This window comes from Mycobacterium hackensackense (assembly GCF_025822555.1).
Taxonomy (GTDB): Bacteria; Actinomycetota; Actinomycetes; order Mycobacteriales; family Mycobacteriaceae; genus Mycobacterium; species Mycobacterium fluoranthenivorans.
In genome coordinates this window covers 1,536,802-1,557,425 of sequence record NZ_JACKUC010000030.1, presented here as the reverse complement: position 1 = coordinate 1,557,425, position 20,624 = coordinate 1,536,802, and the positions used below count along the sequence as shown (strand labels likewise).

The window sequence follows — 20,624 nt, the reverse complement described above, 5'->3', positions numbered from 1 at the left end:
GTCGATGGTGCGACCTCAGGCCGAGATACGACCCCGCTCGGCGAGCCTGCGCAACACGTCCTCGCCCAGCCCGCGCAGGTCCTGCGGGGAGTCCGCCGCGACCAGCGTCACCCCGTCGGCGACCTCGGCCGATTCGATATCGGCAATCAGCCCGGCCAGCCCGTCCACGGTTCCGGCGTACCGGACGCCCGCGGTCTTGCCGTCGAGCGACGCATAGGCCGCCCGGACGTCACCGTGTGCGGCCACGGTGACCTCGATGTCGAGAATCACCGCGACCCGTTCGGGGCCGCCCCGCAACCTGGCTCGGGCCCGCCGGGCCTGACCGAGGTCGGCGGCCGCCACCCGCACCACCGGCTCGGCACCGGACGTCAACTCGCTCCACGCATCGTCTGCCAGGAATAACCGCACGCCGCCACAGTAGGTGCGACACGTGAGACTGCATACGGTTGCGATCACACAGACCACAAAGCAGCCAGACCCAAAGGGAATGTCCCCGCCCCCGTGCGTCATCACCGGCCCGTCACCGGGGCCCAGTAGTTTGTACGGGTGACAGCGGCACCCGTACCGGCCATCCCTCCTCAGTACCTCTTGTCTTCCTCGGCGCCGGAGCCTCGCACGCTGGTCGACATCCTCTACGACACCGCGCGTCGCTACCCCGACGCACCCGCCATCGACGACGGCGAGGTCCAGCTCACCTACGCCGAACTGATCGGCGATATCGAGGAGAGCGTGGCGTGGCTGGCGGCGCGCGGGATCGGCCGCGGCGACCGCATCGGCATCCGGATGCCCTCGGGCAGCTATGCGCTCTACACGGCCATTCTGGCCACCTTGGCCAGCGGCGCCGCCTACGTCCCGGTGGATGCCGACGACCCCGGCGAGCGCGCGGCACTGGTGTTCGGCGAGGCCCAGGTGGTCGCGGTGATCACCGAGAAGGGCCTGGTCCGGGCGACCGGCTCATCGCGCGGCTGGCGCGCGGCGCCACCGCTGAACCGCGACGATGCCTGGATCATCTTCACCTCCGGTTCGACCGGCACCCCCAAGGGCGTGGCGGTGACGCACCGCAACGCGGCCGCCTTCGTCGACGCCGAGGCGCGGATGTTCCTGCAGTCCAATCCGCTGGGCCCGGGTGACCGGGTGCTGGCCGGATTGTCGGTCGCCTTCGACGCGTCCTGCGAGGAGATGTGGCTGGCCTGGCGGCATGGTGCCTGCCTGGTGCCCGCCCCCCGCTCCCTGGTGCGCAGCGGGATGGATCTGGGCCCGTGGCTGGTCTCCCGCGATATCACCGTGGTCTCGACGGTGCCGACGCTGGCCGCGCTGTGGCCGGCCGAGGCGCTGGAAGCGGTGCGACTGCTGATCTTCGGCGGCGAGGCCTGCCCGCCCGAACTCGCCGAGCGCCTGGCCGTGGAAGGTCGCGAGGTGTGGAACACCTACGGCCCCACCGAGGCGACCGTGGTGGCGTGCGCCGCGCCGCTGGATGGCAAGGGGCCGGTGAGTATCGGCCTGCCGCTGCCGGGCTGGGACCTGGCGGTGGTGGGCAAAGAGGGGCAACCCGTCGGCCTCGGCGCGGTCGGTGAACTCGTCATCGGCGGGGTGGGCCTGGCCCGGTACCTGGACCCGGAGAAGGACGCCGAGAAATACGCCCCCATGCCGAGCCTCGGCTGGGACCGGGCGTACCGCAGCGGGGACCTGGTGCGGCTGGAGGCGGACGGCCTCTACTTTCAGGGCCGCGCCGACGATCAGGTCAAGGTCGGGGGCCGCCGCATCGAGTTGGGCGAGGTGGACTCGGCCCTGGTGCATCTTCCCGGGGTCAGCGGCGGCGCGGCCGCGGTGCGCAAGACCGCCAGCGGCACCCCGCTGCTGGTCGGTTATATCGCCAGCGCCGACCCGTCCTTCGATCTGGCCGCGGCACGGGCCGCACTGGCCGCCGCGTTGCCCGCCGCGCTGGTCCCGCGGCTGGTGCTGCTCGACGAGCTACCGACCCGGACGTCGGGCAAGGTCGACCGCAATGCGCTGCCGTGGCCGCCCCCGGGGGCCGGCCCGGAGGACGAACCCGACCTGGGCACCGGCACCACCGGCTGGCTGGCCGGGCTGTGGCGGGATGTGCTCGGCGCGACGGTGGACGGACCCGAGGCGGACTTCTTCGCCCTCGGCGGCGGATCGCTGTCGGCCGCCCAGCTGGTGACCGCGGTGCGGTCGCGCTACCCGCAGGTGACCGTCGCCGACCTCTACGACCATCCCCGTCTGGGCTCCCTGGCCGGCTATCTCGACGAGCTCGCCCCGCCGCCGGAGGTCCACACCCGCGAGGTCGCCCCCACACCGCTGCTCACCCAGCTGGCCCAGGTGGCGATGTCGGTACCCCTGGCCACCTTGACCGGCCTGCAGTGGGTGGTCTGGCTGGGCGTACTCAACAACATTGCCGCCGCCACCCATCTGGTGCCGTGGGCGGTCCACCTGAACTGGTGGATCATCCTGGCCGGCTTCCTGGTGTTCATCACCCCGCCGGGGCGGATGGGGATCGCGGTGCTGGGCGCCCGGACGCTGCTGTCCAACTTGGCGCCCGGCACCTACCGGCGCGGTGGGTCCGAACACCTGCGGGTGTGGTTCGCTGAACGGCTCGCCGACGCCAGCGGCGCCGAGAATCAGGCCGGCGCGCCCTGGCTGGTGTATTACGCACGCGCCCTGGGTAATTCGGTCGGTATGGGCGTCGACCTGCATTCCGCGCCGCCGGTCACCGGGATGCTCACCATCGGCCACCGGGCATCGGTCGAACCCGAGGTGGACCTCACCGGGCACTGGATCGACGGCGATGAGTTCCATGTCGGGCCGGTCAGCATCGGCAACGATGCCACCATCGGCGCACGCACCACATTGTTCCCCGGCGCGGTGGTGGGCAAGAACGCCGACGTGGCACCGGGATCCGGTGTGGTCGGCAAGGTGAAGAACGGGCAGTACTGGAAGGGCTCGCCCGCGGCGAAGTCCGGCAAGGCCCGGCACCCCTGGCCCGACGAACGACCGCCCCGCTCGACGGTGTGGGTGGCGATCTACGGCGTGACGTCGATGTTGTTGGGCGCCTTGCCGTTGACCGGCCTGGCCGCCGGCCTGGCCGTGCTGGCCTGGGGTATCCGCGGCACCGCCACCCCCGCGGCGGCGATCGTCCCGGCGCTGCTGTGGACCCCGGTCGCGGCGTTGGCGGCCATGGCGGCCTACGCCGCGCTGACGGTCATCGGTGTCCGGATGCTGTCCATCGGCCTCTACGAGGGCTACCACCCGGTGCGCAGCCGGGTGGGCTGGCAGCTGTGGGCCACCGAACGACTGATGGATGCCGCCCGCAACTACCTGTTCCCGATCTACGCCGGCCTGCTCACCCCGTGGTGGTTGCGGGTGCTCGGCGCGAAGGTCGGCAAGGGCACCGAGATCTCGACCGCCCTGCTCACCCCGAAGTTCACCGTGGTCGAGGACGGCGCGTTCCTGGCCGACGACACCATGGTCGCCTCCTATGAACTCGGTGGCGGCTGGATCCACGTCGCCAGGGCCACCATCGGCAAGCGGGCGTTCCTGGGCAATTCCGGGATCACCCAGCCCGGACGGCGGGTTCCCGACGACGGCCTGGTCGCGGTGCTCTCAGCTGCACCCTACAAAGCCAAGGCCGGTTCCTCATGGCTGGGCAGCCCGCCGATCCGGTTGCGCCGCAACCCGACCGATGCCGACGTGCTGCGCACCTTCCAGCCGTCGACAAAGCTGAAGATCATGCGTTCGGTGGTGGAGACCTGCCGCATCATCCCGGTCATCGTGACCTTCGGGATCGGCGTCGCCGTGCTGGCCGGACTGCAGGCACTGGCCGCCGCGTTCGGATACGCACTCGCCGCCCTGGCCGGCGGGGTGGTGCTGCTGACCGCGGGCGCGGTGGCCGGCGGTATCGCCGTCCTCGCCAAATGGCTTGTCATCGGCCGTATCCGGGCAGTCGAGCATCCGCTGTGGTCGTCGTTCGTGTGGCGTAACGAGGTATCGGACACCTTCGTCGAGACGGTCGCCGCACCGTGGTTCGCCAGGGCCGCCACCGGGACACCGGTGATGAACATCTGGCTGCGCGGGCTGGGCGCCAAGATCGGCCGCGGCGTGTGGTGCGAAACCTACTGGCTGCCCGAGGCCGATCTGGTGCGCCTGGGTGCCGGCAGCACCGTCAACCGTGGCTGTGTCGTGCAGACGCACCTGTTCCACGACCGGATCATGCGAATGGACACCGTCGTCCTCGAGGACGGGGCCACCCTGGGCCCGCACTGTGTCGCGTTGCCCGCCAGCAAGATCGGCGCCGGGGCCACCGTCGGTCCGGCGTCGCTGGTGATGCGCGGTGACGAGGTGCCCCCGTTCTCGCGCTGGCAGGGCAACCCGATCGCGGTGTGGGATCCGTCGCGCAAGAAGAAGAACGCGTGAGCCCGAAAAAGGCGGCCAGGAAGGTGGCGGGCGCGGCCACCAGCCCGCCCGTCATCGATCCGTACCTGCCGCGCAACGGTAACTTCGGCTACCGGGTGTCGCGGTACGAACTGGATCTGGAGTACAAGGTCTCGGCCAACCGGCTCTCGGGTTCGGCCACCATCACCGCCGTGACACTGGCCGAGTTGCGCACGTTCACCCTGGATCTGGCCGACCCGATGGCCGTCTCCAAGGTCGCGGTGAACGGGCGCCGCCCCGACCAGTTCCGATGTTCGAACGGCAAGCTGCACATCACCCTGCCCAACCGACTGCCCGCCGGGGCCGCGATGACCATTGCGATCCGCTACGGCGGAACCCCGCGCCCCATCCGAAGCCTTTGGGGTGAAGTCGGTTTCGAAGAGCTCACCAACGGCGCCCTGGTCGCCGGGCAGCCCAACGGCGCGGCATCCTGGTTCCCGTGTGATGACCACCCGGCCGCCAAGGCCAGCTTCCGCATCCGGATCGCCACCGATAACCCGTACTACGCGATCGCCAACGGCGAATTGATATCCCGGCAGAACAGGGCCAGCCTGAACATCTGGACCTACGAGCTCGCCGAACCCACGTCCACCTACCTGATCACCCTGCAGATCGGGATGTATGAGCGGCTCCGCCTGCAGAAGAGCCCGGTACCGATGTACGCGGTCCTGCCCGACCGCCTGCGCCGCCACTTCGACCACGATTTCGGCCGGCAGGCGCAGATGATGAAGCTGTTCACCAGACTGTTCGGGCCCTACCCGCTCGCGGACGGCTACACCGTCGTCGTCACCGATGACGACCTTGAGATTCCCCTTGAGGCGCAGGGCCTTTCGATCTTCGGCGCCAACCACTGCGACGGCAAGCGCACCGCGGAACGACTGATCGCCCATGAGATGGCCCACCAGTGGTTCGGCAATTCGGTGACGGTGCGGCGCTGGCGCGATATCTGGCTGCACGAGGGATTCGCCTGTTACGCCGAGTGGTTGTGGTCGGAGGAGTCCGGCGGACCCAGCGCCGACGAACGGGCCCGTTCGTATCACCGCAGACTGCAGCATTCGCCGCAGGACCTGCTGCTGACCGACCCGGGCCCCGCCGACATGTTCGACGACCGGGTGTACAAGCGGGGAGCGTGTACGCTTCATGCGCTGCGCGGCGTGATCGGCGACCCGAGTTTCTTTGCCCTGCTGAAGGATTGGACGACCCGGTACCGGCACAGCACCGCCGTCACCGACGATTTCACCGGGCTGGCCGCCAACCATGCCACCGTCTCACTGCGCCCGTTGTGGGATGCCTGGTTGTACTCGACGGCCGTGCCGGACCTGTGAGCCACGCATGACAGGGGGGCCGGTCGCACGCAACAGCGTCGCCCGGGTGGGGGTGGCCACGGCGGTGTCCGCGCTGTGCGGCTACGCCGTGCTCTACCTGGCGGCGCGCAGTCTCGAGCCGGCCGGCTTCTCGTTGTTCGGGGTGTTCTGGGGTGCGTTCGGGTTGGTGACCGGAGCGGCCTTCGGCCTGTTGCAGGAGGCCACTCGCGAGGTCCGCGCCGCCCGGCACACCGCCGCCGTCACCGGTCCGCGCACTCACCCGATGCAGGTGGCGGCGGGCCTGGGTGTCGCGGCTGCGGTGTTCATCGCGGTGTCCGCACCGTTGTGGTCGGCCCATGTGTTCGCCCAGTCCCGGCTGCTGTCCGTGCTGTTGTTGAGCGTCGGGCTGGCCGGGTTCTGCCTGCACGCCACGCTGCTGGGCATGCTCGCCGGCGTGGACCGCTGGACCCAGTACGGCGCGCTGATGGTCACCGACGCCGGCCTGCGCGTGGTGATCGCGGTGGCCAGCTTCCTGGCCGGGTGGGGGCTGGCCGGCTACCTGTGGGCGACGGTCGCCGGTTCGGTGGCGTGGTTGCTGCTGCTCCTGGCGTCCCCGGCGAGCCGGGCGGCCGCAGTGCTCGCCACCCCTGGCAGCGTGCGCACCTTTCTGGCCGGCGCGTCGCACTCCATCGCCGCCGCGGGCGCCAGCGCCATCCTCATCATGGGTTTTCCGGTGCTGCTCAAGGCCACCACCGCGCATCTGGGTGCCACCGGCGGCGTCGTCATCCTGGCCGTCACCCTGACGCGGGCCCCGCTGCTGGTGCCGCTCACCGCACTGCAGGGCAATCTGATCGCCTATTTCGTCGACAAACCGCGCGAACGCCTGCGTGCGCTGGTCACCCCGGCCCTGGTGGTGTGCGCGATCGGGCTGGTCGGCATCGTCGCGGCCGGTCTCGCCGGCCCGTGGCTGTTGCGGGCCGCCTTCGGCCCGGACTACGTGGCCGGCGGCGGGCTGCTGGCCTGGCTCACAGCCGGCGCGGTGGCCATCGCGTTGCTGACACTGACCGGAGCCGCCACCGTGGCCGCCGCGCTGCACCGCGCCTACGCGACGGGGTGGGTGAGTGCGACGGTCGCCGCGACCCTTCTTCTGCTGCTGCCCCTCGAGCTGGAGACGCGCACGATCGTCGCGCTGCTGTGCGGACCGGTGGCGGGAATCGCCGTGCACCTGGCCGCGCTGGCACGCGGCTCCCGCCGCGGATCGGAGCGGCTGCGGCCACAGCACTGAAGCCGGTGTATTTTGGTGCCCATCGATACCTCGTACCAGGACGTTTGGATCATCGTCCCCGCCTTCAACGAAGCGAGCGTCATCGCCGACGTCGTCGCCGATCTGCGCACCGTCTTTCCTCATGTGGTGTGCGTGGACGACGGCAGCCGCGACGGCACCGCCGATGCCGCGTACGCCGCGGGCGCGCATGTGGTGCGCCACCCGGTGAATCTCGGGCAGGGTGCGGCGATCCAGACCGGCGTGGAGTACGCGCGCTCGCGTCCCGGCGCGGCGGTGTTCGTCACCTTCGACGCCGACGGCCAGCACCGGGTCAAGGACGTCATCCGGATGATCGACCGGCTCACCAGCGAGGACGTCAATGTGGTGATCGGGACCCGGTTCGGCGGTACGGTCACCCACACCCCTCCGCTCAAACGGGTCATCCTGCGGGCCGCGGCGATCATCAGCCCGCACAGCCGCAGCTTGGGCCTGACCGACGCCCACAACGGGCTGCGTGTGTTCGACAAGGTCGTGGCCGACGAGCTCAACATCACCATGAGCGGGATGGCGCACGCCGGCGAATTCATCGCGCTGGCCGTCGAAAACCATTGGCGGGTGGCCGAAGAGCCGGTCGAGATCCTCTATACCGACTACTCGAAGTCCAAGGGCCAGCCCCTGCTCAACGGGGTCAACATCCTGTTCGACGGCCTGCTGCGCGGGAGGATGTCCCGATGAACTGGATCCAGGTGCTGTTGATCGCCTCGATCATCACGCTGCTGGTCTACCTGCTGCGGTCGCGGCGCAGTGCGCAGGCCAAGGCGTGGGTGAAGCTGGGCTACCTGCTGTTCGTCATCGCGGCGATCTACGCGATCGTGCGGCCTGACGACACCACCGTGGTGGCCAACTGGCTCGGGGTGAAGCGCGGGGCGGATCTGCTGGAGTACGCGCTGATCATCGCGTTCCTGTTCACCACGATCAGTACCTATATGCGGTTCAAGGATCTTGAGTTGCGTTTCGCGCGGCTGGCGCGTGCGGTGGCGCTCGACGGGGCACGCGCACCGTCCGACGATCCGGCTCAGTAGCCGCCCAGCAGTTTCGCCAGCAATTCGATCTTGCGGGCCTCGAACTCCGGATCCGACAGCACCGGCCGCAGCATGGCCGCACCGTCGAACGTGTTGGTCAGCAGCCCCGTCACCACCGCGCGGGTCCCGTCCGGGAACTGTTCGGCGGTGGGCGCGGCGCTGGCCGCCTCGAAGATCTTCGCGCTGTATTCGGTGAAGACATCCTGCAGGGTGGCGCGCAGCTTTTCGTCGGTGCGGGCGGCGATCATCAATTCGTAGAGCACCGCGTTGGTGTCGTTGCCGGTGATATCGCGCAGGACCGTCAGCACCGCCGGAAGCGCGGGCTCGCCGGTCGGTATCTGGGCCACCTGCTTGCTGAACAGTTCCAGCTGACGGCGCAGCGCTTCGTAGGCGGTGGCGGCCATGAAATCCCCGATGGTCGGGTAGTGCCGGAACAACGCGCCCACCGACAGGCCCGCGCGCTTGCAGATGACCGCCGCAGAGGCGCGGGCATAACCGATTTCGATGATCGTCTCGATGCTCGCATCGAGCAACCGGGCGATCGTCTCCTCGCGTCGCTGCTGCTGGGTTCGCGCCATCTCAGACCGTGGCCGGCCCGGGCGAGCGCAGCGACGGGGAATTCAACTGAGGCGAGCGCAGCGACGGGGAATCCACATGCGGGGCACCCGCACGCAGATACCGGCCCGAGCGGACCGTGGTGCCGTAGCCGTCGCGGAACTCACCGCTGCGGAACACCACCTGCCCGTTGACCCCGGTCGCGACCACGGTCGCGTCGTTGCGGTTCACCATCCGGCTCAGGTCGCCGTAGAACGGGACCGTCGCCTCGTGATACTCGTTCACCGAATCGTCCAGAGCGGCAGGGTCGATCACCACGAAGTCCGCGCGATCCCCGCGGCGCAGGGTGCCCGCATCCAGGCCGAACCAGTCGGCCACCTCGGCGGTGAGCCGGTGCACGGCGTGCTCGGTGGTCAAGAACGGCCGACCGGCACGGTCGGCATCGCGGACCCGCTTGAGCATGCGCAGGGCATAGTTGTAGAACGCCATATTGCGAAGGTGCGCACCGGCATCCGAGAAGCCCATGTGCACCGACGGCTCCTTGGCCAGTTTGTCCAACTGCTTGGGCCGGTGGTTGGCCACGATGGTGGTCCACCTGACGCGCCGTTCCCCGTTCTCCACGAGTACGTCCAAGAAGGCGTCCAGCGGATGGATACCGCGTTCGTCGGCGATCTGCCCGAAGCTCTTGCCGATCAGCGTGACGTCCGGGCATTCGACGATGGTGGCATCGTGGAAATCGCGGTGCCACAACGCCGGTCCGAGCTTGCGCCGATCGAAGGAGCGGTGGAAGCGGCGGCGGTACTCGGGATCGGCGAGCAGCGTGTTGCGTTCCAGCTGATCACGCAGATGCAGGGCGGCAGTGCCGGCCCCGAACTCCTCGAACACCGGCAGATCGATTCCATCCGAATACAATTCGAAAGGTACCGGCAGGTGCTGGAACCGCACCTGCGAGTTCAGGATGCGGTTCAGCAGCCGCACGCCAGGCCCCAGGATGTGCACGGCCCCGGGGGATGATTTGGCGTCGGCGGAGACCAGCAGGCTCATCCGAACCCCGCGGCGCCGGCCGAACCAACCGCTGCTCTCCAGGAAGAAGTTCAGCGCCTCTTGGATTTTGGCGACGTTGGGTGCGCTCTGCAGGATGCGGCCGCGCTTGCGCAGCACCTTGATCAGACGACGGCGTTCCCGCCAGGTGGCGAAGGTGGACGGCAACGCCCGGGAACGGAACCGGTCGCCGTCGAGTTTGTCGATCGCCGCGTCCATCCCGGACATGCCCAGCATCCCGGCGTCCAGTGCCCGCTCCAGCCGCTGTGCCATGGTCTCCAGTTCGGCATCGGTGGGCACCACATCGCGCGTGGTGGCGCGATCCAGTCCCAGCACCGAGGCGCGCAGATCCGAATGTCCCAGCAGCGACGCCACATTCGGACCGAGCGGCAGGGCATCGATGGCATCGACGTAACCGGCCGGGTCGGTCCAGGTCTTGTGGTCGGTCAAGGCGCCGAGCACATACTGGCGCGGCACGGCCTCCACCCGGCTGAACAGATCGGCGGCGTCCTCGGTGTCGGCGTACACCGTGGACAGCGAGCACATGCCCAGCAGCACGGTGGTGACACCGTGGCGCACCGACTCGCGCAGGCCGGGATCGAGCAGCACCTCGGCGTCGTAGTGGGTGTGCACATCGATGAAGCCCGGGATCACCCATTTCCCCGCCGCGTCGATGACGTCGGGGCAGCCGGTCTCATCGAGTGCCCCCGCCGAGATGTCGGCGACGATGCCGTCGCGAATTCCCAGGGTGCGGGTCAGCGGCGGCCGGCCGGTGCCGTCGAACCACAGTCCGTTGCGGATGATCACGTCATAGGGCATGTCGTCACCCTAGGTTAGATAGCGAGCGCTCACAATCTTTTTCGCGTTTCAGGCGCGAAAGAACTCGACCGTCCGCTCGATGCCCTCGTCGATGTCCACCTGCGGACGCCAGCCCAGCACCTCGGCACCCCGGCTGATGTCGAGCTGGGATTTGCGCAGGTCACCCAGGCGCGGCGGGTAGAACTCCGGATCGTCGGCGGTGCCCACGGCCTTGGCGATCGCGGAGTGCAGATCGCGGACCGTGGTGCTGATCCCGGTGCCGACGTTGAAGCGCTGGCCGCTGCCGGCCTCGCCGGAGGCCTTCACGAAGGCGTCCACCACGTCGTCGACGAAGACGTAGTCCCGGCTGTCGGTGCCGTCGCCGAAGATCTTGGTGGCCTCGCCGGCCAGCAGCGCCTTGGCGAAGATCGCCACCACACCCGCCTCGCCGTGCGGATCCTGGCGCGGGCCGTAGACGTTTCCGGGCGCGATATGCGAGCAGTCCAGGCCGTACAGGTGGCGGAAGGTGTTGAGGTAGACCTCGCCGGCCACCTTGCTGGCCGCGTACGGCGACGCCGGGTCGGTCGGCACGTCTTCGCCGGTGGGGTACACCGGCGGGGTGCCGTAGATGGATCCACCCGACGAGGTGTGCACGATCTTGCGAACACCGTGCGCGCGGGCGGCCTCGGCGAGCCGGATGGTGCCGACCACATTCACCGTGGCGTCGAACTGCGGGTTGTCCACGGAGTGCCGTACCGAGATCTGGGCGGCCAGGTGAAAGATCACCTCCGGTTTGGCCTCGGCAACGATCGCGCCGAGGTCGGCGTCGGTGATATCGGCCTCGATGAAGGTGAAGTCGGGATCGGCTTCCGCCGAGGTCAGGTTGACCCGCCGACCGGTGCTCAGATCGTCGATACCCACCACGGTGTGCCCGTCGGCGAGCAAACGATCGACCAGGGTAGATCCGATGAATCCGGCAGCTCCGGTGACCAGTGTGCGCACGGGCTCACTTTAGCGACGAAAGATGTGCGTCCGTACAGTCGGCAGCGATGAAATGGCTTCGCGTTGCTGTCGCACTGATCGTGGCGCAGCTGGCGATCCGTGGCGTGGTGGCCTTCGGCGGTTACTTCTACTGGGATGACCTGATCCTCATCGGCCGCGCCGGCACCCAGGGACTGCTGTCACCGGGATACCTCTTCGATGATCACGACGGGCACGTCATGCCGGGCGCGTTCCTGGTGGCCGGAGCCATCACCCGGCTGGCACCGTTCAACTGGGCCTTGCCCGCACTGAGCCTGCTGGTACTGCAGCTGCTGGCTTCCCTGGCGCTGCTGCGGACGCTGACGATCATCCTCGGCCGCCGTCCGGTGTTGTTGATTCCCTTGACTTTCGCCTTGTTCACCCCGCTGACGGTGCCGGCCTTCGCGTGGTGGGCGGCCGGGCTGAACTCACTGCCGCTGCAGGCCGGGCTGGCGTGGGTGTGCGGCGAGGCGATTCTTTTGGTACGCACCGGCAATCGACGCCATCTGGTCTCGGCGGTACTGGTGTACTTCGGCACGCTGTTGTTCTTCGAGAAGGCTGCCGTCATCCCGTTCGTCGCCTTCGCGGTCGCCGCCCTGCTGGCCCACGTCCGCGGCGATTCGGTGCGGGCGGTGTGGCAGCGGGGACGGGAGCTGTGGCTGTCGCTACTGCTTGTCACCGCGGCCTGGATCGGGGTGTATCTGGCGGTGGTCGACCAGAAGCGCTGGACGCTGGATCCCGTCATGACGTGGGACCTGTTGCGGCGCTCGGTGACCCACGCGATCGTGCCGGGCCTGGCCGGAGGACCGTGGGAGTGGCAACGCTGGGCGCCGGCCTCGCCGTGGGCCACACCGGGTACGACCGTGACGGTGCTGGGTTGGCTGGTGCTGGCGGCGGTGCTGGCGGTGTCGTGGGCCCGCAAGCAGCGGATCGGTGCGGTGTGGGCCGCGGCGCTCGGCTATGCGGTGGCCTGCCAGGTCCCGATCTATCTGATGCGGTCCTCCCGGTTCACCGCACTGGAGTTGGCGCAGACGTTGCGGTATCTGCCCGATCTCGTGGTGGTGCTGGCCCTGCTGGCCGCCGTGGCGTTCTGCGCGCCCAACCGTCCGTCACCTCGACTGGACGCCTCCACCCCGCGTGCGGTGGTGGTCTGTGCCGTCGCGGTCGCCTTCGTGGCGAGCAGCCTGTATTCGACGGTGACGTTCCTGCGGGTCTGGCGGGACAGCCCGGTGCCGGTCTATGTGGCCAATGCCCGGGCCGGGTTGGCCGCGGTGGATACCCCACTGCTGGACCAGGAGGTGGATCCGCTGATCCTGCAGCGGGTGGCGTGGCCGGAGAACCTGGCCAGCCATATGTTCGCACTGGTCCATCCGCGCCCCGAATTCGCCACCGCCACAACTGAACTCCGGATGTTCGACAGCGTAGGCCGGCTGCTGGACGCCAAGGTCACCTGGGTGCGCACGATCACGCCCGGCCCGGCACCGCACTGCGGTTACCTCGTCCAGCCCGACGACGAGGTCACCATGCCGCTGGACGGACCACTGCTGCCCGCCGACTGGACCGCCGAGATCAATTACCTGGCCAACAACGACGGCTCCCTGACGATGACGCTGCCGGAGGGGAACACCGCGAAGGTGCCGGTGCGGCCGGGACTGAACCGGGTGTTCGTCCGGCTGGCCGGTGCCGGTGCGGCCATCAAGGTGCGGGCCAACACCGCGGCGCTGTCGGTGTGTATCGCCTCGGGACCCGTCGGATTCGTGGCACCGAAGTAGTTTCTGCGCGGCCCCGGCGTGTGCCGAGAGGACTTGTCGGTGCCATTCCCTACGCTGCTGCACATGAGTTGGCCAGATTCTCGACCCTCGGTCGTCGCACCGTGCCCGCACTGCGATACCGAGACGGTCTGGTTGCAGTTGGCCTACGGCAGCTGGCAGCTCTTCGACGCCCGGATGCACCCCACCGAGGACAGTGCGGCCGGTAACCGGTTCGCCATCCGGCGGCAGTCCCGCCAGGTGATCGATCTCGACGACGTCCTCGAAAGCCGTTGGCCGGCCACTTGTCTGCAGCTGCACAAATTCGCCTGCCCGGAGAGCTTCGACCAGACGCGCTTCCATCAGCGCAGGCCGCGCCAGGCCAACGATATCGATCTCGAAGACCTGTGGCAGCGCCTCGCGGTGCGACGGGACGCGCTACAAGCCGAGGCCGGCTGAGCGCGTTCGGCGCCGGTCAGGCGGCCCGCGGTCAGGATTTCATCGCCCGTGCAGTCGTCGTTCTCACAGCCGCTTCATAGCCAGACGAACCAGTTCGTTCGGTAGCCTGGAGTCATGACTTCCTCCGCCATGACCAACGTCGACACCCTGATCGACCCACCCGGTCACATCCGGGCCATGCGCCGGGCCGCAGAGACCGCCGCCGACGCCGCCGCACCCCTGGTCGATTTGTATCGACCGTACGTCGACGGGTTGCAGAACCTCGCCCGTGACGGCCGATTCCTGTTGGTGGGCAACCACTCTCAGGCCGGCGTCGAGGGATTCCTGATCCCCTACATGGTGCGCCGCGAGATCGGCCACCTGGTCCGGCCACTCACCGACCGCGGATTCGGCAAAATGCCGTTCCCGGTGGCCGACCTGATGGCCGCCTTCGGCGCGACCGTCGGCGCACCCGAATCGGCGCGCGAGTTGATGCGGCACAACCAGCCCATCCTGGTGTTCCCCGGTGGCGGGCGCGAGATCGCGAAATTCAAAGGCGAGCAGAACACCCTGCGCTGGGAGGGCCGCGCCGGCTTCGCCCGACTGTCGGTGGAGAACGACTACCCGATCGTGCCCGCCGCGCTGATCGGCGGGGACGACGTTTACACCAGCCTGACCCGGCGCGACGGCCTGTGGGGACGGCTCAGCCAGGGGCTGGCCGAGAGGCTCGGCGGCAAGCCCGATATGGCCATGCCGCTGCTGCGCGGTATCGGGCCGACCCTGATCCCGCGACCGCAGCGCATGTACCTGCGCTTCGCCCCGCCGATCGACACCACCAAACCCGCCGGTATCGATGAGCAGGACTGGGTCGCCACGATCCGCGACGAAACCAAGAAGACGCTGGAGCGCACGCTCGACGAGCTGCTCGCGATCCGGGCCGAGGATCCCTACCGGGAACTCAACCCACTGGCGTGGCACCGAGCCACGCAACCGGCCTGACCTGCAGAAACAAAGAGAGCCGCCCAGGGGAATCGAACCCCTGACCTTCTCATTACGAGTGAGATGCTCTACCGACTGAGCTAGGGCGGCGTTGCCTGGCCGACGAGCGCGTGCGCGAACGATCTGGCAGGCGCAGGTGAGTCTACGGTAGTTCCCGCCCGCCTCCCAAAAGGTGGGCCCACCTCAGCTCTTGAGGGCCTGCCCCACGGTCGCGACCATGGCGTCGACGGCGAATTTCGGTTTCACATTCGTTTCGAGCGCCTCCCGGCACCCCAGCACCGCCTCGATACAGCGCAGCAGTTTGTCCGGTGGCGCATGCGCCGCCAGAGCCGCGACCTTGTCCTGCATATCGGGATGGTTGGCCGTCACACCGCCCGCACCCGCGGACACCACCAGCGCGTCACGGAAATAGGTCGCCAGGTCCATCAGGGCCCGGTCCAGCGCATCCCGGGATGCCCGGGTCTGCCGTGACTTCTGCCGTTTCTCCAGGTCTTTGATCGCCCCGGCCGCACCGCGGATCGCGCCGGCCGCACCCTTGCCGGTACCGCCGGCGCCGAGCGCGGTGCGCAGTTCCTCGGTCTCGGTCTCGTTCCGGCCGGCCGTCAACGCCTTGGCCTCCGCCTCGGCCGTCGTCACCAGCTCTTCCGCGGCGCCGTACGCCCTGGCTGGGGTGGCCGCATCGCGGGCCAGTCCCAGCGCACGTTCGCGGCGCTGGCGGGCCTCCGGATCGGTCGCCAGCCGGCGCGCCCGGCCGACATGCCCACCGCTGATCGAGGCGGCCCACGCGGCGACCTCGGCGGTCAGGCCGTCATTGTCGACCAGCACCTGCGCGATGGCCTCGGAGCGTGGCGTCACCAGCGCGATGTGCCGGCAGCGCGAGCGCAATGTGACCGCGATGTCCTCGGGATCCACCGACGGGGCACAGAGCAGGAACACCGTCGACGGCGGCGGTTCCTCCACCACCTTCAGCAGCGCGTTGGCGGCGCCCTCGGTGAGCCGGTCGGCGTCCTCGACCACCACGATCTGCCAGCGGCCGGTCCCGGGGCGGCGCGAGGCGATCTGCACGATCTCGCGCATCTCCGAGACACCGATGGACAGCCCCTCCGGGATGATGCGGCGCACATCGGAGTGGGTGCCCGCCATGGTCGTCGTGCACGCGCGGCATTCACCGCAGCCGGGTTCCCCCTCGGACTGGCACTGCAGGGCGGCGGCAAAACACACCGCGGCGATCGAGCGGCCGGACCCCGGCGGGCCGGTGATCAGCCACGCATGGGTCATCCCACCGGCTGTCAGACCGCTGTGAGAGGAATCACCACGGGCGGCGCGCGCGGCCGCCACCAACTCCGCCGCCACGGCGTGTTGGCCCACCAATCGCTCGAATACACCGCTTCCCACCGCTCAAACAGTAGTGGGACGGCCGGACACGGGGCATCACAGCGGCGCACGAGGTCACACCCGACCGATACGGTAAACGGGTGAGCACGTTAACCAACCCGATCGGACGGATCAGCGCATTCGTCCGTTGGGTGGCGCGCACGCCGTGGCCGGTGTTCACGCTGGGCATGGTGCAGTCCGACATCATCGGCGCACTGTTCGTCCTGGGTTTCCTCCGGTTCGGGCTGCCCGCCGAGGACCGCATCCAGCTGCAGGACCTGCCGGCCTTCAATCTGGCGGTCTTCCTGGGCTACCTGTTCGTGGCCTTCACGGTGGGCGCCTACCTCAGTCTGCGGCTGCTGCTTCCGGTCATCCGTTGGCAGCGGCGCGACACCCTGCTCGCCGACGGCGACCCGACCATCACCGGGCTGGCCCGCGTCCGCGCGCTGAAGATGCCCTTCTACCGCACGTTGATCAGCGTCTCGAACTGGCTGCTGGGCTCGATCGTGTTCATCGTCGCCAGCTGGCCGGTGGCCAGCAAGTCCGCGCCGGTCGTCGCGGTGGCCACCGCACTGGGCGCCACCGCCACCGCCATCATCGGCTACCTGCAGTCCGAGCGGGTGCTGCGCCCCGTCGCCGTGGCCGCGCTGCGCGGCGGGGTGCCGGAGAACTTCCGCGCGCCCGGAGTCATCCTGCGCCAGGTGCTCACCTGGGTGCTGTCCACCGGGGTGCCGCTGCTGGCCATCGTGCTGGCGCTGGTGGCCAGCAAGTTCGCCATCCTCACCGCACCCGCCGAACGCCTGAACACCCCGCTGCTGCTGCTTGCCATCGCCGCCCTGGTGATCGGGCTGGCCGGCACCGTGCTAGTGGCGATGTCCATCGCCGACCCGCTGCGGCAGCTGCGCTGGGCCCTCGGTGAGGTACAGCGCGGCAACTACAACGCGCACATGCAGATCTATGACGCCAGTGAGCTGGGGTTGCTGCAGGCCGGGTTCAACGACATGGTCCGCGACCTGGCCGAGCGACAACGCCTGCGTGACCTGTTCGGCCGCTATGTGGGCGAGGACGTCGCCCGTCGCGCCCTGGAGCGCGGCACTGAGCTCGGTGGCCAGGAACGCGATGTCGCCGTCCTGTTCGTCGACCTCGTCGGTTCGACGCAGCTGGCGTCGACCGTGCCCGCCTCCGAGGTGGTGAACCTGCTCAACGAGTTCTTCCGCGTCATCGTCGACACCGTGAACAGGCACGGCGGCTTCGTCAACAAGTTCCAGGGTGACGCCGCGCTGGCCATCTTCGGCGCCCCGATCGAACACCCCGACGCCTCCGGTGCCGCGCTGGCCGCGTCCCGCGAACTGCACGACGAACTGGTGACGGTGCTGGGCCAGACCGAGTTCGGCATCGGGGTGTCCGCCGGGCGGGCCATCGCCGGACACATCGGCGCGCAGGCCCGTTTCGAGTACACCGTGATCGGCGACCCGGTCAACGAGGCCGCGCGGCTGACCGAGCTCGCCAAGCTGGAGGCCGGCCATGTGCTCGCCTCCGCGATCGCGGTCAGCGGCGCACTCGACGCGGAGGCCCTGCGCTGGGATGTCGGCGAGATCGTCGAACTGCGTGGCCGCACCATGCCCACCCAGCTGGCCCGGCCGCTGGTGCGAGCCACCCCGAGCGGGCGTATCCAGATCGGCCACGACGCGGCCACCTAAAGACCGGTCAGGCCTTCTTGGCGGCCTTCTTCGCCGGCGCCTTCTTGGCCGGCGCCTTCTTGGCAGCGACCTTCTTCACCGGCGCCTTCTTCGCGGCCTTCTTCACCGGACCGCGGGCCCGGCGATCGGCGAGCAGCTCCGACGCGCGGGCATCGGTGATGGTCAGCACGTCATCGCCCTTACGCAGGCTGGCGTTGGTCTCACCGTCGGTGACGTACGGGCCGAACCGGCCGTCCTTGATCACCATCGGCTTCTCGGACACCGGGTCGGTACCCAGTTCGCGCAGCGGCGGGGTGGCCGCGCCCTGGCGGCCCCGTCGCTTGGGCTCGGCGTAGATCTTGAGCGCCTCGTCGAGGGTGACGGTGAACATCTGCTCTTCGGTGGCCAGCGACCGGGAATCGGTGCCGCGCTTGAGATATGGGCCGTAGCGGCCGTTCTGCGCGGTGATCTCTTCGCCTGAGGCCGGATCCACACCGACGACGCGCGGCAGCGACAGCAGCCGCAGCGCATCCTCGAGGGTGACGGTCTCCAGATCCATCGAGCGCAGCAGCGAGCCGGTGCGCGGCTTGGGCCCGGTCGGCTTCTTACCCTTCTTCGCGGTGACCCCGTCTTCGGGATCCTCCGGCGGCTCCGGCAGCACCTCGGTGACATACGGGCCGAAACGCCCGTCCTTGGCCAGGATCTCGTGGCCCGTCTCCGGATCGACACCCAGCGAGCGACCCTCTTGCGGTGTGGCGAAAAGCTTTTCGGCGAGCTCGAGGGTGAGTTCGTCGGGAGTCAGCTCGTCCTTGAGGTTCGCGCGCTGCGGCTTCAACTCGCCGTCGGGAGATTCCGGATCGACGATCATCCGCTCCAGATACGGACCGTTACGGCCGACCCGGACGTTGATGGCCCGCCCCTCGGCGTCGTCGAACAGCTTGATGGAGTTGACCACCCGCGCGTCGATGCCCTCGAGGTTGCCGCCCACCAGATGCTTCAGGCCGCCGGCGCGGGCGATCGACCCGTCCACGCCGTGCTCGCCACCGAAGTAGAAGTTGTTGAGCCAGTTGGTCCGTCGCTCGTTGCCGGAGGCGATCTCGTCGAGCTCGTCCTCCATCGCCGCGGTGAAGTCATAGTCGACCAGTCGCCCGAAATGCTGTTCCAGCAACCCGATGACGGCGAACGCCACCCAGGACGGCACCAGGGCGCTGCCCTTCTTGTGCACGTAGCCGCGGTCCTGGATGGTCTTGATGATCGACGAGTAGGTCGACGGCCGGCCGATACCGAGGTCCTCGAGCGCCTTGATCAGCGAGGCCTCGGTGTAGCGGGCCGGCGGGCTGGTGGTGTGCCCATCGGCGGTCAGACCTGCGGCGTCGACGCGCTGCCCCTGGGTCAGGTTGGGCAGCCGGCTCTCGGCGTCGTCGGCCTCGCCACCGGCCTGCTCGTCGAGGCTCTCGACATAGGCCTTCAGGAAGCCGGCGAAGGTGATGGTGCGGCCGCTGGCGTTGAACACGACCTGCTCGCCGGTGCGGGCGGCTCCAGCGATACGCAGCGACAGCGTGGTGCCGCGGGCGTCGGCCATCTGGGAGGCGACGGTGCGCTGCCAGATCAGCTCGTAGAGCCGGAACTCGTCGGTGTCCAGCGCGCTGTGCAGCTGCCCCGGGGTCTGGAAGACGTCACCGGCGGGCCGGATGGCCTCGTGGGCCTCCTGCGCGTTCTTCACCTTGCGGGTGTACTGCCGCGGCGACGGGTGCACGTACTCCTCGCCGTAGAGCTGCCCGGCCTGGGTGCGCGCCGCGTTGATCGCCGACTCCGACAGCGTCGTCGAGTCGGTACGCATATAGGTGATGTAGCCGTTCTCGTACAACCGCTGCGCGATGCTCATGGTGCGCTCCGAGGAGAAGCGCAGCTTTCGGCCGGCCTCCTGCTGCAGCGTCGAGGTCATGAACGGCGGATAGGGCTTACGGGTGTAGGGCTTCTGCTCCACCGAGGACACCGCGAGCTGCTCGCCGCGCAGGCCGGCGGCCAGGGCGTTGGCAGCGGTCTCGTCCAGGACCATGACCTCGTCGGGTTTGCGCACCGCGCCGAGCGAGTCGAAATCGCGGCCGCTGGCCACTCTGCGGCCGTCGACGGTGTTGAGCTTCGCCGTGAACCTGGGCGGGGATGCCTGCGGGTCGGACACGCTGGCGTCCAATTCGGCGGTGACATCCCAGTAGCCGGCGCTGCGGAACGCCATGCGTTCGCGCTCCCGCTGCACGATGATGCGCGTCGCCACCGACTGCACACGGCCGGCCGACAGCTTGGGTGCGACCTTCTTCCACAGCACGGGTGAGACCTCGTAGCCGTAGAGGCGGTCCAGGATACGGCGGGTCTCCTGCGCGTCGACCAGGTCGATGTCCAGGTCGCGCGGGTTCTCCGCCGCCGCGCGGATGGCGGGTTCGGTGATCTCGTGGAACACCATCCGCTTGACCGGGATGCGCGGCTTCAGCGTCTCCAGCAGGTGCCAGGCGATGGCCTCACCCTCGCGGTCACCGTCGGTGGCGAGATAGAGCTCGTCGACACCCTTGAGCAGATCCTTCAGCTCGGCGACGGTGGCCTTCTTATCCGGGCTGACGATGTAGAGCGGCTCGAAGTTGTCGTCGACATTGACCCCGAGTCGGGCCCACGGCTCGGATTTGTACTTGGCCGGGACGTCGGCGGCGTTACGCGGGAGATCGCGGATATGTCCGCGGGAGGATTCGACGACGTAGTTGGAGCCCAGGTAGCCGGCGATTTTGCGCGCCTTGGTCGGCGACTCGACTATCACGAGCCGCCGAACGTTACCGGCGCCTCCCCGGCTCCGGTCCTCCTCAGCCACCTGCTCTTACTCTCCA

15 protein-coding genes and 1 tRNA gene are annotated in these 20,624 nt (G+C 68.9%); 9 read left to right on the top strand and 7 right to left on the bottom strand.

Annotated elements, in window-relative coordinates; translation table 11 throughout:
- Positions 1–15: 15 nt before the first annotated feature.
- Positions 16–408, bottom strand: a complete 393-nt coding sequence (locus tag H7J86_RS16955; protein ID WP_170847102.1) for a hypothetical protein — start codon at positions 406–408, stop codon at positions 16–18.
- A gap of 138 nt (positions 409–546) precedes the next feature.
- Between H7J86_RS16955 and H7J86_RS16950 the strand changes: the two genes are divergently transcribed.
- Genes H7J86_RS16950 through H7J86_RS16930 form a run of 5 tightly spaced genes read left to right on the top strand, consistent with a single transcriptional unit; the run spans position 547 to position 8,099 of the window.
- Positions 547–4,431: a Pls/PosA family non-ribosomal peptide synthetase gene (locus H7J86_RS16950; protein WP_267292218.1), complete on the top strand. Its 3,885-nt coding sequence runs from the start codon at positions 547–549 to the stop codon at positions 4,429–4,431.
- The gene (locus H7J86_RS16945) at positions 4,428–5,774 is read left to right on the top strand and encodes a M1 family metallopeptidase (RefSeq protein WP_267292216.1); all 1,347 of its coding nucleotides are present in this window, start codon (positions 4,428–4,430) and stop codon (positions 5,772–5,774) included. The genes H7J86_RS16950 and H7J86_RS16945 overlap by 4 nt, the downstream gene beginning before the upstream one ends.
- A gap of 7 nt (positions 5,775–5,781) precedes the next feature.
- Complete coding sequence (locus tag H7J86_RS16940; protein ID WP_090354085.1) at positions 5,782–7,038, top strand: hypothetical protein; 1,257 nt, start codon at positions 5,782–5,784, stop codon at positions 7,036–7,038.
- Positions 7,039–7,053: 15 nt separating this feature from the next.
- On the top strand, positions 7,054–7,752 hold the full coding sequence (gene ppgS, locus H7J86_RS16935) for a polyprenyl-phospho-N-acetylgalactosaminyl synthase PpgS (protein ID WP_090354084.1): 699 nt from the start codon (positions 7,054–7,056) through the stop codon (positions 7,750–7,752).
- On the top strand, positions 7,749–8,099 hold the full coding sequence (locus H7J86_RS16930; RefSeq protein WP_090354082.1) for a DUF2304 domain-containing protein: 351 nt from the start codon (positions 7,749–7,751) through the stop codon (positions 8,097–8,099). The genes ppgS and H7J86_RS16930 overlap by 4 nt, the downstream gene beginning before the upstream one ends.
- Here the strand turns inward: H7J86_RS16930 and H7J86_RS16925 are convergent.
- The 3 genes from H7J86_RS16925 to H7J86_RS16915 are packed head-to-tail and all read right to left on the bottom strand — an operon-like array spanning position 8,093 to position 11,495.
- The gene (locus H7J86_RS16925; protein WP_090354081.1) at positions 8,093–8,677 is read right to left on the bottom strand and encodes a TetR/AcrR family transcriptional regulator; all 585 of its coding nucleotides are present in this window, start codon (positions 8,675–8,677) and stop codon (positions 8,093–8,095) included. The genes H7J86_RS16930 and H7J86_RS16925 overlap by 7 nt on opposite strands.
- A 1-nt stretch (position 8,678) precedes the next feature.
- Positions 8,679–10,514 carry an N-acyl-D-amino-acid deacylase family protein gene (locus H7J86_RS16920; RefSeq protein WP_267292213.1) on the bottom strand — a complete coding sequence of 612 codons (1,836 nt, stop codon included), beginning with the start codon at positions 10,512–10,514 and terminating at the stop codon, positions 8,679–8,681.
- Between the two features lie 48 nt (positions 10,515–10,562).
- Positions 10,563–11,495 carry an SDR family NAD(P)-dependent oxidoreductase gene (locus H7J86_RS16915; protein WP_267292211.1) on the bottom strand — a complete coding sequence of 311 codons (933 nt, stop codon included), beginning with the start codon at positions 11,493–11,495 and terminating at the stop codon, positions 10,563–10,565.
- Positions 11,496–11,542: 47 nt separating this feature from the next.
- Here H7J86_RS16915 and H7J86_RS16910 point away from each other — a divergent pair, with 47 nt between their 5' ends.
- The 3 genes from H7J86_RS16910 to H7J86_RS16900 all read left to right on the top strand — a co-directional run bounded on the left by H7J86_RS16910 (position 11,543) and on the right by H7J86_RS16900 (position 14,698).
- The gene (locus H7J86_RS16910) at positions 11,543–13,285 is read left to right on the top strand and encodes a hypothetical protein (RefSeq protein WP_267292209.1); all 1,743 of its coding nucleotides are present in this window, start codon (positions 11,543–11,545) and stop codon (positions 13,283–13,285) included.
- 63 nt (positions 13,286–13,348) lie between these two features.
- Positions 13,349–13,720 (top strand): hypothetical protein, encoded by a 372-nt coding sequence (locus tag H7J86_RS16905; protein WP_187097187.1) that lies wholly within the window; start codon positions 13,349–13,351, stop codon positions 13,718–13,720.
- A gap of 114 nt (positions 13,721–13,834) precedes the next feature.
- On the top strand, positions 13,835–14,698 hold the full coding sequence (locus tag H7J86_RS16900; RefSeq protein ID WP_372517284.1) for a lysophospholipid acyltransferase family protein: 864 nt from the start codon (positions 13,835–13,837) through the stop codon (positions 14,696–14,698).
- 17 nt (positions 14,699–14,715) lie between these two features.
- Here H7J86_RS16900 and H7J86_RS16895 read toward each other — a convergent pair.
- Both H7J86_RS16895 and H7J86_RS16890 read right to left on the bottom strand, forming a co-directional pair.
- Positions 14,716–14,788: transfer RNA gene (locus H7J86_RS16895), tRNA-Thr, on the bottom strand.
- Positions 14,789–14,881: 93 nt separating this feature from the next.
- A complete protein-coding gene (locus H7J86_RS16890) occupies positions 14,882–16,093 on the bottom strand; it encodes a DNA polymerase III subunit delta' (protein ID WP_187097188.1) in 1,212 nt (403 codons plus the stop codon).
- A gap of 35 nt (positions 16,094–16,128) precedes the next feature.
- Here H7J86_RS16890 and H7J86_RS16885 point away from each other — a divergent pair, with 35 nt between their 5' ends.
- Positions 16,129–17,772: an adenylate/guanylate cyclase domain-containing protein gene (locus H7J86_RS16885; protein WP_372517308.1), complete on the top strand. Its 1,644-nt coding sequence runs from the start codon at positions 16,129–16,131 to the stop codon at positions 17,770–17,772.
- 7 nt (positions 17,773–17,779) lie between these two features.
- On the opposite strand, the gene topA is transcribed toward H7J86_RS16885, so the two are convergent.
- A complete protein-coding gene (gene topA / locus H7J86_RS16880) occupies positions 17,780–20,608 on the bottom strand; it encodes a type I DNA topoisomerase (protein WP_267292207.1) in 2,829 nt (942 codons plus the stop codon).
- Positions 20,609–20,624: the final 16 nt, after the last annotated feature.

Coding starts and splice junctions, on each gene's coding strand:
- H7J86_RS16940 (WP_090354085.1), top strand. CDS start 5,782: ATGACAGGGGGGCCGGTCGCACGCAACAGCGTCGCCCGGGTGGGGGTG.
- H7J86_RS16930 (WP_090354082.1), top strand. CDS start 7,749: ATGAACTGGATCCAGGTGCTGTTGATCGCCTCGATCATCACGCTGCTG.
- H7J86_RS16925 (WP_090354081.1), bottom strand. CDS start 8,677: ATGGCGCGAACCCAGCAGCAGCGACGCGAGGAGACGATCGCCCGGTTG.
- H7J86_RS16920 (WP_267292213.1), bottom strand. CDS start 10,514: ATGCCCTATGACGTGATCATCCGCAACGGACTGTGGTTCGACGGCACC.
- H7J86_RS16910 (WP_267292209.1), top strand. CDS start 11,543: ATGAAATGGCTTCGCGTTGCTGTCGCACTGATCGTGGCGCAGCTGGCG.
- H7J86_RS16905 (WP_187097187.1), top strand. CDS start 13,349: ATGAGTTGGCCAGATTCTCGACCCTCGGTCGTCGCACCGTGCCCGCAC.
- H7J86_RS16900 (WP_372517284.1), top strand. CDS start 13,835: ATGACTTCCTCCGCCATGACCAACGTCGACACCCTGATCGACCCACCC.